General features: G+C 44.8%; 10 protein-coding genes. 3 read left to right on the top strand and 7 right to left on the bottom strand.

Going from position 1 to position 14,376, the window contains the following annotated elements:
• Positions 1-19: 19 nt before the first annotated feature.
• The 3 genes from B5771_RS15140 to B5771_RS15130 form a co-directional block, all read right to left on the bottom strand.
• Positions 20-352: a DUF948 domain-containing protein gene (locus B5771_RS15140; RefSeq protein ID WP_088188290.1), complete on the bottom strand. Its 333-nt coding sequence runs from the start codon at positions 350-352 to the stop codon at positions 20-22.
• 57 nt (positions 353-409) lie between these two features.
• Entirely contained in the window at positions 410-2,074 is a 1,665-nt protein-coding gene (locus B5771_RS15135; protein WP_088188289.1) for a S41 family peptidase, read from the bottom strand.
• 923 nt (positions 2,075-2,997) lie between these two features.
• Positions 2,998-4,482 (bottom strand): DEAD/DEAH box helicase, encoded by a 1,485-nt coding sequence (locus tag B5771_RS15130; protein WP_088188288.1) that lies wholly within the window; start codon positions 4,480-4,482, stop codon positions 2,998-3,000.
• A gap of 430 nt (positions 4,483-4,912) precedes the next feature.
• On the opposite strand from B5771_RS15130, the gene B5771_RS15125 reads away from it, so the two are divergent.
• Positions 4,913-5,113, top strand: a complete 201-nt coding sequence (locus tag B5771_RS15125; RefSeq protein WP_088188287.1) for a hypothetical protein — start codon at positions 4,913-4,915, stop codon at positions 5,111-5,113.
• Between the two features lie 230 nt (positions 5,114-5,343).
• Here the strand turns inward: B5771_RS15125 and B5771_RS15120 are convergent, their stop codons facing one another.
• The 4 genes from B5771_RS15120 to B5771_RS25085 all read right to left on the bottom strand — a co-directional run bounded on the left by B5771_RS15120 (position 5,344) and on the right by B5771_RS25085 (position 12,789).
• The gene (locus B5771_RS15120; RefSeq protein ID WP_088188286.1) at positions 5,344-5,763 is read right to left on the bottom strand and encodes a hypothetical protein; all 420 of its coding nucleotides are present in this window, start codon (positions 5,761-5,763) and stop codon (positions 5,344-5,346) included.
• A 197-nt stretch (positions 5,764-5,960) separates the two neighbouring features.
• Positions 5,961-8,129, bottom strand: a complete 2,169-nt coding sequence (locus B5771_RS15115) for a cell wall-binding repeat-containing protein (protein ID WP_088188285.1) — start codon at positions 8,127-8,129, stop codon at positions 5,961-5,963.
• A gap of 338 nt (positions 8,130-8,467) precedes the next feature.
• Positions 8,468-12,022, bottom strand: coding sequence for a cell wall-binding repeat-containing protein (locus B5771_RS15110; RefSeq protein ID WP_088188284.1), 3,555 nt, complete (start codon positions 12,020-12,022; stop codon positions 8,468-8,470).
• A 638-nt stretch (positions 12,023-12,660) separates the two neighbouring features.
• Positions 12,661-12,789, bottom strand: coding sequence for a hypothetical protein (locus B5771_RS25085; RefSeq protein ID WP_282433347.1), 129 nt, complete (start codon positions 12,787-12,789; stop codon positions 12,661-12,663).
• Between the two features lie 98 nt (positions 12,790-12,887).
• On the opposite strand from B5771_RS25085, the gene B5771_RS15105 reads away from it, so the two are divergent.
• Both B5771_RS15105 and B5771_RS15100 read left to right on the top strand, forming a co-directional pair.
• Positions 12,888-13,757: a tyrosine-type recombinase/integrase gene (locus B5771_RS15105; RefSeq protein WP_207652706.1), complete on the top strand. Its 870-nt coding sequence runs from the start codon at positions 12,888-12,890 to the stop codon at positions 13,755-13,757.
• Positions 13,758-13,787: 30 nt separating this feature from the next.
• A partial coding sequence (locus tag B5771_RS15100) for a hypothetical protein (RefSeq protein ID WP_088188283.1) occupies positions 13,788-14,376 on the top strand: 589 nt, incomplete at its 3' end.

Genomic DNA, 14,376 nt, shown 5'->3' with positions numbered 1-14,376 from the left:
AACTTTAGCGGTCAGGGGCTTATTTTTTTGCTCTAAATTCCTGCCAAAGTTCCTTAAGCTGCTTGATGGTCTCTAAAAAACTCGTAAGCAGATACAACGGATCCTTCCTTAATCTCTCCAAACCAGCTGAAACTTCGCTAACCGTTCCATTGACTTGCTCCGTAGTTTGACGTACAAGGTTAGTCATAACATTCACATCCTGCAGCAGGGACGGTAGATAAGTGTTAAGATCCTCAAGAGTATCTTTAGCCTCATCCGTAAGTTTTCGGAGTGAGCGAATCCACATGATTAATTCTATACCAAGCATTCCTAAAATTATAGTGGCTACAAGAGCACATACTTGATAAACCATCGCTACCTGCCTCCAGCATCCTCCAAGAATTCCCTCTTGATTGCCTCAAGACGGCGGTTATTTCTTCGTTAAGTCCTGAATAGCCCAACCATAATCAGGATCAACGGTATTGGGCAAAGGTCTCTTGCTTAGAGGCCGGAAACTCCCAAAGGACTGAATCTTCGCCTGTTGCCCAGGTACAGACCCCTGGGTCGTATGCAGTACAGACACGGTTCCTCCGCTCAGAGCCTTTCCAGAGGTATCCTTTACGGTAGGATGAACAACCAGCCAGTAGGTCGAATCGGGGGACAGATCTTTCTCCGGAATAACTTGGACATCAGAAGGGCCCAGAGTCTCAAATGTCGTAAGGACTCTTTCTCCAGTCATACTATTAATCAGCTCGACAGTCGAATCGTTGACACTCTTCCAATCGACATCCGCATTAAAATGAACGTTAAATATTTGATTCAGGGAAACGTTGTCTACTTCGGCCATCTTCTGATAACCGGGGTAATAAAGGGAATAGAGGGAATACTGTCCCGGTTTTGCATCAGTTGATGTTGCATTCACCAGTTCTCGCCAAGCCTCCCAATAGTCCGGAGTCGCAGCCATGTCTAAAGCGGTCTGCTTACCCGAAAGCATCAGTTCAGCAACTTTGCGTGAATCTGAATTGACGATATTGACATCCGGAGTAATACCCACTTTATTGATTTCATGACCAAAGGCAGAATAAAAATGATCGACTGTCATTTTTAAAACACCACCATTGGAAAGGGGGAACATACTCTGAACGGTCCCTTTGCCATAGGTCCTGGTGCCGACAATGGTGGCCTTATGGTAGTCTTTTACTGCAGACGTAAGAATTTCGGAAGCACTGGCGCTGTATTCATTAGTTAAAAATATAATGGGTTGATTTAACGAAAAAGGTTGACTCGGAGCCTGGTATAAATGGAGCCCCCCGGTCCGATCTTTGACCTTCAGCGCAACATTAGGACCAATGAAGAAACCGGCGATGTCAATTGCTGAGGTTAAGTATCCGCCCCCATTATCCCTTAAATCAATAATCCAACTGTTGACGTTTTGATAATTGAGCTTCACTACAGCAGAAGCAAACTCCATAGGTGTCGAGTCACCGAAGGATTCAAGCTGGATATAACCGATATGTCCGTCGAGTACTGAGCCTTCCACCGTCGGTTCTGCCACAGTTCGTCGTACTACTGTGAACTCCTTGGTTGCAGTTCCCCGCTTGACGCTGATTTGAACACTGCTTCCTACGGGGCCCCTTAAGTAATTCACAGCCTGTTCATTCGTTAATCCGGCCAGAGACTGTCCATCAGCGCTGACAATCACGTCTCCCGCTTTTAATCCAGCATCCGCAGCCGGTGAACCTTTGACTACTGAAACTACCTTTACACCCTCGGGCAACGTATCAATATGTATTCCGATACCCGTAAAGCTCATGTTAACACTGTCCACAAAATCTTGGTATTCTTTAGGAGAAAAATAAGTGGTATGCGGATCTCCAAGCCGTCTTAACATTTCATCGATCGTCGGAGCGTTGAGGACGTCTTGAGATACTGGGTCTGCATACTTATTCTGCAGCAAGTCACGAATTTCTGGCAAGACAGTATTATCTTCCGTTGTTGCCAATGCAGATGTTGCTGTGCTTAAAATTAAGATCAAGACCAGTAGAAATGCGGTTAAACGTCCGAGCAATTTCTTTCGCCTAAATAACTCTTTCATTGTTCTTTTTATCTCCCTCCAAGATATAGACAGAATACGAATATTGATTCGACATGTGACCTCAATTTACCTTCGAGGTTTTGAAAATTTCTTTTACTTGCTAAAGAAAATTATTTGCCATTCAAGACGGTTTAGACCATTTTTGGGTTTATTTGGTGGTTTGGGCTTATTCTTTCTGATTTGGCATTATTGGGGTAAGGAAATATGGGGCGTTGCTCGGGTCAGGGAGCTTCGCCCACACCGTTCACTCAGCATTCCAAGGCTGGCTCACTCGTTTGCGCGGGAGCTCCACCGAACCTCAGGGTAGTACCTGATGTGAACCACGGTTTCGCTCTCCTGCGCAAACTTTGTGAGCTTTACCGCCTCTCCATGCAATGAGTTCACTCTTGTGGGCGAAGCTCCCTTGCTCTGTGGTCTATAGGTTTTCTTGGAGCAGACATTTTGCCGCTGAGGCGACACCGTCTGAGTGATGGGGATTTGCTGAGTGTCCCTTGGCATTATCGGAGTAAGGAAATAGGGAGCGTCGTTCGGGTCAGGGAGCTTCGCCCACACCGTTCACTCAGCATTCCAAGGCTGGCTCACTCGTCTGCGCGGGAGCTCCACCGAACCACAGGGTAGTACCTGATGTGAACCACGGTTTCGCTCTCCTGCGCAAACTTTGTGAGCTTTACCGCCTCTCCATGCAATGAGTTCACTCTTGTGGGCGAAGCTCCCTTGCTCTGTGGTCCATAGGTTTTCTTGGAGCAGACATTGTGCCGCTGAGGCGACACCGTCTGTGAGTGTTGGGGAGTGGCTGAGTGTCCCCTTAGTCATGAACGACGAATGGGGATTGTGAATATTTTAATTAGCTAAGGCAGCTGGATAAGAATGGGATTCTGAATGTTAAAAAGGCCAAAAATGGCCTTTTTTTAGATCATTATTTATTATTGATCATTCTTAGAGCCGTTTCGTTTAAAGTCACGGCTTCTTGGGGCTCCTCCGCGGACGTCGTGGTTTCTTCTTCGCGGCCAGGTATCTTTTTGACCATAGTTATTTCTATTATTATTATATCCGCCTTTGGAAGGTCTGGGATTGCCTAGGCCTCGAACGCGGATGGGGGCGGTTTCGGTTAGGTGGACTTCTACTGTTTCAGGTTCTTTGGTTATGATTTTCAAAGCGGCGGATAAGAGGGTGACGGAATCGTTTTCTGCCAGGAGTTCCTCGGCTAGGGCTTTATATTTCTCGATATCTTCTTCGGCCACAACTCGCAGAATCTCATTCATGGTCAAGCGCTGTTGTCCTTGGACAGCCTCAACGATTGTTGGGATCGGCTTGCGGACAATTTTCCGTTTGATAACTGATTCGATGAGTCTTAACATTCCCATTTCACGAGGGGTTACGAGAGTGATGGCCAATCCTGTTTTTCCGGCACGCCCTGTTCGTCCGACGCGGTGGACATAGCTTTCTGTATCCTGAGGAATATCAAAGTTAAAGACATGGGTGACACCGCTGATGTCAAGGCCGCGGGCAGCTACATCCGTGGCTACCAGAACATCAATTGTCCCGTCTTTGAATTGCCGCAGGACGCTGTCCCTTTTGCTCTGTGTTAAATCGCCGTGGATTCCTTCGGCGGAATAACCTCGTTTGCCTAAGCCTTCGGCGAGTTCATCGACGCGGCGCTTGGTACGGGCAAAGACGATGGACAAGTCGGGGGATTGGATGTCAAGTATTCTGGTTAACACATCGAATTTGAGTTTTTCCGCAACTTCAATATAATGTTGTTCAATATCTGAAACTGTGACGCCTGTGGCCTTAATTCTAACCATTTCCGGTTCTTTCATAAAGCGCTGGGCGATCGCTTCAATCTGCTTGGGCATGGTTGCTGAAAAGAGCAGTGTTTGACGTTCCTCGGAAATTTCCTTGAGAATGGTTTCAATGTCTTCTAAAAAGCCCATATTGAGCATCTCATCGGCTTCATCCAAAACAACAATTTTAATATCGTTTAAGCGGATAGTCTTTCTCCTCATGTGATCCATCAGGCGGCCTGGAGTTGCTACAATAATATGCGGTTTCTTTTTAAGAGCACGTATCTGCCAGTCAATTCCTTGTCCGCCATAAATCGGCAAGGCGTGAATCCTCTTGAATTGGCCAATTTTATTAAGTTCTTCAGCGACTTGAACTGCTAATTCCCGTGTAGGTGCCAAGACGATGCCTTGAATTTGTTCGGATTGGGACATAAGCTTTTCGACGAGAGGAATTCCGTAGGCAGCAGTTTTCCCTGTTCCTGTTTGGGCCTGCCCGATGAGATCCCTTCCCTGAAGGGCGATGGGTATCGTTAACTCCTGAATCGGGGTGGTTTCCTCGAATCCCATGTTAATAATCGACCGGATAACAAATTCGCTCAATCCTAAGTCTGAAAAAGTTGCCAATAGTTTCATACTCCTTTTTAATAGTCTCTAATTATAAGATTTCCAAAGGCGTCTCTATCTATAACTGCAGGCAATATAGCTATCCTGCGGTCAATAATTCTATTTTGTCGTTATTCTTTGAAACTGAATATTTACCGGCGCGCGTGAGTTCGCATCCAATTACAAACGCCATTGGAACTTAAAAAATAATTATATCATATTATTAGTAAAATACACAAGATTTTATCCGTTTTTAAGAGAGCCGTAACAGAACTTGTTGGCACCCTCACTGAATCCACACTTTTGATTTTTACGTTAAGTTTCTACACATCCCCTGGGTCCTTCGTTAACTTCAGGTGGGATAGAGTCCCAACCTGAAGCCTGATTGAACTATTCCAATCGAACGTGATCTTCATACAAGCAAGAACCCTACCGAGAATGGATGGAATGAATGAATGAATTAATGAAGGAAGAAGGAAAAGGAAGAAAAAAATGGCTGCAACAAAACTTTTCCGGTTTTGTTGCAGCTATTTCACAAAGTCGCTTATTCGGTTTTTACTCAGTTCTTCAGTTCTTACTCAGTTCTTCAGTCCTTCAGTTCTTTTCAGTTCATATTCTATTTATCCAGTTTTTAAGACCCCCACTTCTATAAGTGAGGCCACTGAAAAACTTTATCTTCGAGAAGGTCAGTACCATATATAGTGCTGACTTTCTATTTTACCTACGGTATATGGTGGCTTTGGATACCCAAGCAATAGATTTTCCTAGATTTTCAGTGGCCTTCTATAAGTGGGGGGTAGACCCTTCGTTATCTTCAGATTATCTTTCAGTTCACTAAAGACTTTCATCTAATCGTGAGACCCCGAGTAGAATCCCGTTGGCTCACGGTTTGAAGGAAATAGAGTCGGTAGTTTTTCCGTCGACAATAACTTGAGTGGTAATCTGACGTTTCGGGTAATTGACCTTCAACTGAGTTAAAAACTCATTAGCCAATTCATGGGCATATGTTTTGTCAACTCCGGTTTTAAAGGTAATCTTGCCATACATAATCCCTTTTTCTTCGGAAATCTGGGTACCCAGAACGTCCTTCTGCGCCATGAGTTGTTTAGTGACATTATTATTAGAGGTGACTAAGGCAGTCCCTTTGGGAACGGGCTTCAAATAATCTTTCTTAACCTCTTGGGAACTATTGGTTCCCTGTTGAGTTTTATTTGTCGAAGTACCGCATCCAACGAGAGTTATACCCAATACCAGGGCTATCAGCCCCAGCGCAATTCCTCTCTTTGTAATTCGTCGCTCCACGTAAACACTTCCTTTAGATCAATATTATCTCTAAGCAACTTTGACTAGTGCTATTATAGCACTGGAAGCTGCGGCCTACAAAACAAATCAACATCCCATGAAGTCGTTCAACTAAAGCTAAACATCGGGGATTTGGCAGAAATCTTCTCGCCGCGATAACGATAAATCTACACTCGCTGATCGAACATAAAGGATAGCTAATTGTTACTCCCCGGAAAACTATCATTTAAGTCTTGCACGGTAACCATCGGATCAGAAATATTCTTCGTCCGTAGATCATAGAAGGAGGCGGCAAGATGATTTACCAGCCATCGTCCTCCGCCGGCGAAGGTGACTTCATTCGCCGGAAATTGGGGAGTGGCGTAATAGGGATAATAGTCTTGATAAACAATGCTGCCTGAAAAGCTTTTGCCGGGATAATTTTGAGCGAGATCATTATTGATCTGCACAAGATAGGCCATGATACTTCCCTTTTGATTGGCTTTGAGCAAAGCAACCCAGTTAGGATAATCCTTCGGGTTCATGTAGCCGAGAATGCTGAGATTCGACGGTCCGGACTGATTAACAGTAACCTTCCAATAGAAGTGGACACTCTTGTTGCTAATAGTCATGACACTATAAGAGCTCTTGAGATCTCTTAAATTATAAGACGAATTCAGGTAGTTGTCCGGATTTAAATAATCTGACGAAGTCAGGTCAGTCTCTATAGGTATAGCAGCGGCAGAGCTGTCATGGGGCAGCTGGGTCAAAGTCTTATTGATATCCTGCGTTAACAGAGGCTTCAAGGAATTACTGGGCATTGCCAAGTAGAAGTTTTGGCCATCCGTCACATTGACTGTCGTCGTACCAATTACTTCGCCCTGTTCATTGACAAGGGCTCCGCCGCTCGTTCCTTTAGATATGGGGGCGGAAATTTGAATAAAGGATGCTTCATTAACCAACTCTGATTTAGTGCTGACAATCCCGTCGCTCATGGTATCATCGGTTCCCGAAGTATTTCCCAGGGCGTAAATCTTATCTCCTGTGCTGATCGAATTGGAATCACCCAAGGTTACGGCGGGCAATCCTGCAGCATCGATTTTAAGCAGGGCAATGTCTTGATTGGAATCATAAGCTAAGACTTTAGTGACCGCATAGGACTTACCGTCTTTGGTAGTAACTTTGGCCGAGTCGGCATTTTTAATCAGCTGATAGTTGGTGACAATCTTACCGCTGGGATCAACAATATAGCCGCTGCCGCTGGCTACGGGCACACCACTTGAATCGCTGGTTTCAATATAGACAATCGAAGGGCTGAGTTTTTTGGCAATTTCGCTGGCGCTATAAGATGCACCGGGTGTTGTAGGTGTCGTAGGTGTTGTGGACTGTGTCGGATTCAGATAGCTTTGAACGAGTGCGGAGGGCATGACGACCTCTCCGCCCAAAATATCCAATTGCTTGATCTGACTGCTCTTAGAGTTTAAATAGTCTCCTATAGTTTGCTTATAAGCATTATCGACAAGCAAAACAGGAGCGTTCAGAGCAGCAGCGTATGCCCCTCCGGCAAGAGCATCTGCAAAACCGTTTCCGGTTGCCATAAACAATTTGCTGAAATCCAAACTGCTGTCAAACCGACTCAGCACGGCAAGATTGCGGGCGTATTTGTCACTGCCCGTGATGCGTTCAACACCAGGAAATTGTTCAGCGACCGACTCATTGATTTGATCGGTACTGCCAATTAAATAAGTATGAGAAAGTTGATGTGCTGCCAAATAAGTCTGGATGCTGTTCGTTAAATGATCTTTAGGAACCAGGATAATCGGGGCATTTTTTTGAGCAGCGACAGGGGCAATTGATAAGGCATCGGCATAACCGTCACCACTGACCACAGCGGCCTCCTGCACATCCCCTAACTGTTGAGCAACAACGATAGCCGTATCATACATATCCTCTCCGGCTAAACGTGTTACATTAATCCCCAGATCCCGGACTTGGGCTTCCACGTTCGTAGAAACTACGGCGGTTCCCCCCACGATAAACACGTTTTTGACACTTAGATCCTGTAACGTTTGCTTCGTTACGGCAGGTAAGCTTTGTGCTTCGGTAAGCAATATAGGAGCATTGAACTTTTTGGCTAAGGGAGTTGCTGCTAAAGCATCGGGAAAGTTTTCCCCATAGGCTAAAACAGCATAATCAGACTGTGTCCAGCCTTCCTTAGCGATAGCAGACGCAGTATCGTACTGAGTATAGCCGGCAATGCGCTGGGTGGTCGGTGCGGCTATAGCGGGACGGACAAAGGCCATCTGCAGAATACAGAGCGAAATAATCAGCAGCAGTGACAGAGAACTCCATCTGGCCCTCTGGGTTTTAAGCGTTTGATAGTTCATGGCTAAATATGACTCCCCTCCTTGAAATCTCCTTTTACCATAGTTTCTACATTAGTGCTTTTTTCCCTCTTTACTTTTGGTAAAATTAAGAGAAAAGCTTTTAAGACATTGATGTGCCTTTTAGAAGTACAATGGATTGAAACCTATTTTCGATAAAAAAAACTCCTTATTGTAATATCCCGTTTTATAATGAAAACCGGTTATTACATAAGGAGCCTGTCACAAACGCAAGGCAGCGCTGACATAGGATTTGTTATAGCAGCTTAGAAGATGTATGAGTAAGAGTGAGGATTAGGATTAGGATTAGGGTTAGGGTTAGGGTTAGAGTTAGGATAATGTTAACGAGCGATATCCGTGTATATTGACATATAGTTGGGATCGGTCGCCACAACATGAATTTCAATCGGTTTTACCATGCCGTTGGAGGCTACTCCCGTAAGTTTAATGACATCTCCTACATTGGGAGCGTTAGTAATCGTCCCATCCGAGGCCATTTTAAACTGGCTGGGATTTCCCTTAGCATCTACAGCCGAGTTGACAATAATCTGAGCTAAAGGCATTCCCTTGGAGCCATATTGATCTACCGCTAAGAAATAGACGCCGCCGCGGCCAATAATATTCAAATTCGGTGTGTTATCATAACCGTTGCCGGTAGGACCATATTTACCTACTGTTCCATCTTTGTCGAACCGCGTCAAAAGTTTATTAGTAGCCAGCCAATTTTGCGCAATCGTGGCAACATCGCCCGTTTCATTCAACGAATTGCCCGGGAGATAAGTGCCTATCGCAGCCACAATAGCCACAGGCGAACGAGTTGATGATGAGGATTTAAGCGGTGTTACAAGGCTGTGCACTAAGCCGTCGGCTCCTTGCAGGGTGACCGTTAAGGTGGTGCTTGATTCCTTGACGCCATCTGCTAATTCATTGGCGACAACCTTCACTTTATCATAGGCAATGGGAGCTGAAGAGGCATTGTCTGCAACACTAAAATCCTTGGAGCCAACAGCTACTCCAATAACGGGTTTCCCTTTTAGTTTTACTTTCGAACCACTTGAGGTTAAACCATAGACATAGGGATTGGCCGCATAATCCTTATCCAACTCAGAAACTGCGGTATTATCATTAATCGTATAAATGGGCTTGGGAACTGCTGCCATGGTATAATCGGTAATATCTTTGTCCGGCAGGACGGAAATAGTGACTGATTTTGAATCAATGACTACATGAGGATCTGCAGCAGTGCCCGCATGACCGTCCCGGGCATTGACCAGATTAAAGATCACCGTGCCGCTGCTAGCTCCTGTCGGATTGTTGGCATTTGCCCCCGCCGCTTGAATGTTAATGCCCTTTGCCCCGGATGCGGCAGGATCACCTACGGCATTTCCATAAATATCCGTGCCTTTAAGTGTGAATTCCGAACTGTCTTTCGTCGTCGCCAATACTTCATAATCATAGGCCGGAACAGCTAAAGTACCGCTGACATATTGGTCCGGCTCAGTCGCCTTCCCGATCATATCAAACACTCGGCCATATTGATCCTTAACGACAAGTCCGCCATAGTTGATGCCGAAGTCGATAAATTGATTGGCTCCGTTTTGCATGTTCGTTAATAAGATATCCTGTTTCAAGATTAAGGTGTCAGCCTTAGCTGGTTTTTGAATATTCAGCGTCAGGTTGCTGACTTTGCCGGTTGATGTTGAGGCGGTCAACGTTTCCGTTATGCTTTGGCTGCTATTGTTGGCAAAAGCTTTGTTTAAGATGCTCGCTGTACCGTCGGCGTTTTCTTGCAGGCTGCAGTTCGTCAGGATCAAACCGCTGATAGATTCTTTCAGGTCATTGTATTTCTTTAATTGAGTTCCATTTTGATCGTAAGCCAAGAAGGGGATTACCTTGGATTCCCCGGACGCTATATCATAGGAAGGAGCCATTAAGCGGATCGAATCAAGCTTTGAAGCTTTATTTAAGGTTGTGTTCAGGGTGGAGGTTGTTCCTGACCAGGTCATGGCTGTAATAATCGTCGGCATATCTACCGTAATGGCATTGCCCGATGTATTATTAGCAACGACCTTAATAACTGCCTTTGAAGAATCGCTGGGATCTTCTTCAACAGAAGCTGTAACATAGGAGTTAGAGGTCGTGAGCAGATTATTATTGCCGTTATTATCTGAATGTAAGATTAATCCGCCTTTAATCAAATCATAACTCGTTGTAGGATTGCCGCTGATATCTTTGGCAGTGTAGGAAGCATAGAATACGCTGCTGTCTCCGTCGGTCAGAGTAGAATCTTTGGCATTTGTCAAGGCTCCAAGTTGAAAATCACTTAACGTCCCAAGCTGAGTCGAGGTTGTAAGGGTCGCACTTGTTGAAATCCCGGACGTCGAGTCATAACCTGTCAGAACAACTGTGGAAAATTGCATCAGATTCACAATATTGGAACTGGGGGTTAAGGTCAGCAGTCCATCTTTAGGCTCCACTGCCCCTACACCACTTTGGAAATTCAGGCTATTGGCGAGCCCCCCAGTAGTAATATCATTGCCATATTGGTCTAAAACTTTATATGTCGCATAACCCTTTTGACTGTTGTCCTTGGAATTGGTAACAACCCCTAATTTCGTGGAAGTAATCGTCAGAGAAGCGATCTTTTGTTGATCCAGCGATACTTCTGAAGTTCCCAGGTCTGTTTTGTCATCCTTGACATTAACCGTATACTTTCCTTGCGGAAAGTTAGCCGAATACTTCAAGGTTGCTTCTGTTTTTTCGTTATTCCAGGTTGGCGACACCGTAAAGGGATTCGCTAAACTTTGAACTGTAAAACCAATTTTGGCGGTATCTGCCGGGGCGTGATTAAAGCTAACTTTAATACTGTCAGCGCCCACTGCCTTGACAGAGGTTACTGTCAAACCCTGAGACGAGGATGACGTATCCTGACCGTCTACTCCTAAACGAACCTTTTCAGGCACCACCGCCGTACCTCCGAGGGCTGTTACCACCGTTTTCTCAGTCAGTTTACTCTTTATGAAGGAAGCTGCAGACGGAATCGTCCCATTCGTTAAAACAATGGGAGATTTCGTCTGCGCTGCGAGAGGAGCCCCGGCCAAAGCATCGATTCGGGTTTCACCATTAGCCACATAAATATTAGTATAATGAAGGACGGAATCAAAATCCTTGATAACTTGGCTATTGGTGTCATAAGCTGTTGTTCCGGCGTGGCGGACAGCGCCGGGAAATTGAGCCTTTACAGCATCACTGATGATGCCTGTTCCGCCGATAATATCGCTAGCCGTAATACCTGCATTTCCGGCAATATACGCCGCAACGCTGGCTGGAACGGCATTTTTATCTGTCAAAAGGATGGGTTCATTGGCTGCTGAAGCAATCGCAGCAATAGAAAGTGCATCCGGAATACCATTAGCAACGGCAACTTTCGTTACCCCAATCATTTTTTTGGCGATATTGACAGAGGTAGCTGCTCTGTCAGAGCCGCCAAGGGAAATAACAGCAATACCCATACTTTGCAGCTGATTAAGGACTTCTTGAGGAATAACTGCCGTCCCGCTTGTTACATAGACTGTTTTAACCTTCAGCTTAATAAGTTGGGCTTTAGTATCAGGATCAAGTGTTTTTTCCGCACCGGTCAAAAGGATTGGAGCTTTCAGATATACTGCCAGCGGCCCTGCCGTCAAAGCATCTGCCATACCATAGGAAGTGGACGATGCCAGAATCGCCGTACCGCTATATCCCGTCTGATCAGCAATCGCTGCCGCAGTTTGCGCTGCAGATGCACCTGCTAAACGCGTTGGAACCGTGCCCTCAGCAAAGGTGTCGCAGGGAACCATTGTTAAGGCCATAACCGCGATGGCTAGAGTGGCTAAAACTTTCTTTGGCTTTCTCATGCACTGAATTTCTCCTCTCGATTTAGATCTTTGCTTTTCACAACCCAGAACATCAATTTTGGACAGCCATCACCCCCTAAACACTCTTCGGGTAACCGGTCGCTTATTCTTAGACTGATACTGGAAATTATTCCAGCTCACGGATTCATTCCTACAAGATGTATTCTACGGAAATTTACGGAATCCTCTATACTATTCTGACTAATCTAAATTTAAACTATTTTATATTTTAATATCTATATTCAGATAATTGTTTATATTTAGATTTGTTTCTCGTTCTTTTGCGTACGCCTTACCTGCACGAATTCTTTTTACAAAATCATAGTGTAGATTTCTCTTAATTAACCCTAAAAATTCCACGTTAATAAAGCGCAGAATTTTTAGCAGTATCATTAGAAATCCTAATGATTTTCATTATTCCGTGTAAGTGCTATTAACCGAACTGATCCAGTAACGCCTCCCAGCCTGAACACTGATCTGACAAGCGTTTCAGGCTTTATTATTATCTAATTCCCGGCTGGTGGGGAGGCCTTCGATGTTACTTCAACCATGTTACTCCGCAGAAAATCATCCCTCAGCAACATGTTTTTCGCAATTACATAGTCCAAACTCAGGAAATCAGTTCTCCGCTCATTGACTTATCCAATCTTCATAACGTTTCTTAACCATTTGCCGCATACGACGACTACATAATTGCTCAGAGGAAATGGTGCAGCGACGGTTGTCAGAATCTTTCCTACATAACAAGTTATCTGATAGTCAGTCATACATATCGCCTGTTAAATACAGGCCAAAAGCTAATCAGGTATTGTTTGCATAAACCCCACCCCCTCGTAAAATACTATAAAACAGATTCAGAGAAGAGGTGTCGGCAGTGTTATTGAGAGAAGCTATCATGCTTTTTAAGAAACATTTAATTATTAACGAACGTTCACCGGAAACGTTGCGCGCCTATATGATTGAACTGGAAAACTTCGCTCAATATACGGAAAAGCAATACAATGGACCGGTTTATCTCGAAGAAGTCACAGTGCAAGACATTGAAGAGTACCTCCATGAACTTAAAGTTCGCGGCAGTCACGCTTCAAGACGCAGCCGAATGGTCTACATCCTGCGTTCTTTTTATAACTTCGCCACCCGCCAGGAACTCGTTCTGAACAATGTTGCCGCCCGGGTCGATTCTGTCAAAGTCCAGCACCTAGAGCGAACCTTTTTAAGTGATCAGGAATTCGAAGAGTTAGTCTCGGTCATAAACAACCAAGTCGTTAAAGTCCTGGTCTACACCCTGTTCATGACGGGGCTGCGGATCAAAGAAGCCTTAGATCTTACCTTAGAAGACGTAGACTTTGCTTCTCGAATTATCCGGGTAAAACACGGTAAAGGGAACAAAAGCCGGATTGTTCCTATCAGCGACCGCCTGCTGCCGATCCTGAGCCAGTACGTCCAAAAAACCAGGTCCAAGATGGACAGCCCTAATTTCTTCGCCACCAAGGTCTCCGGGCAGCTCTCGGCAAGTATGGCCAACAAAACCCTAAAACAGGCCATAACACGACTTGGCTGGAACAAAAAAGTTACCTGTCACGTCCTCCGCCATAGTTTCGCCAGCCATTTAGTACGCAACAACGTCAATATCGTCCGTGTCCAGAAGCTTTTGGGACACTCAAGCCTGAAAACAACGAGCATCTATACTCATGCAACAATTGATGAATTAACAGAAGCAGTAAATACCTTTTAAGCAACTTGAAATGGTTAGGAGAATTGCCTCATGTCTCAACGGAATCGTTTATGTATCAAAAAAGAACGGGTTGACCAGATCCTTGAATTACTGGAAGCAGGCCAGCCTCGTGAAGAAATTGCCGATCAGTTTGGTTACAGTACCTGGAAGAGTTTAGATATTTACATGCGAAGACACGGCTTTATGTGGGACAGTCAAAATCAAATTTACACGAATTCAACCTTAAAGGCCACCCTTAAAGAACCCACAGCTCTACATGGCAATGATATTAATCCTGACAGCGTTGCAGACCTAACCTTTAACCCGGAAGAAGTCGTTCGTCTCTTTAGCTTAGGAATACTGGATGCCCGTGACATAGCCAAGAGAATGGGCTTTTCCAGTCATAAAGAGATGGCGGCCTATATGCTTCGCCGCGGTTATGTTTGGTCGCCTACAACTTTAAATTATATAAGTACCGCAGCGACTCAAGACAAACTTACCTCAGATACCACGGTTGCGCCTAAACCGTCTTCAGAAACTGAACCTGAAAATATTAGTTTAAATCCCTTATCGGGAAATAATAATTATGATAAATATACTTCCTTGCTGGAATTTCTCTGGCAATCCCGGGATAAATTAA

Source organism: Desulfosporosinus sp. FKA (assembly GCF_002196785.1).
Taxonomy (GTDB): Bacteria; Bacillota; Desulfitobacteriia; order Desulfitobacteriales; family Desulfitobacteriaceae; genus Desulfosporosinus; species Desulfosporosinus acididurans.
Note: the sequence above shows the minus strand (reverse complement) of the source record. Positions and strands in the feature narration are given on the sequence as shown.

Bases quoted from the DNA above. Each gene is read 5' to 3' on its own strand.
- B5771_RS15115 (WP_088188285.1), bottom strand. From the start codon at position 8,129: ATGAACTATCAAACGCTTAAAACCCAGAGGGCCAGATGGAGTTCTCTG.
- B5771_RS25085 (WP_282433347.1), bottom strand. From the start codon at position 12,789: ATGACTGACTATCAGATAACTTGTTATGTAGGAAAGATTCTGACAACC.
- B5771_RS15135 (WP_088188289.1), bottom strand. From the start codon at position 2,074: ATGAAAGAGTTATTTAGGCGAAAGAAATTGCTCGGACGTTTAACCGCA.
- B5771_RS15110 (WP_088188284.1), bottom strand. From the start codon at position 12,022: ATGAGAAAGCCAAAGAAAGTTTTAGCCACTCTAGCCATCGCGGTTATG.
- B5771_RS15140 (WP_088188290.1), bottom strand. From the start codon at position 352: ATGGTTTATCAAGTATGTGCTCTTGTAGCCACTATAATTTTAGGAATG.
- B5771_RS15125 (WP_088188287.1), top strand. From the start codon at position 4,913: ATGAATGAATTAATGAAGGAAGAAGGAAAAGGAAGAAAAAAATGGCTG.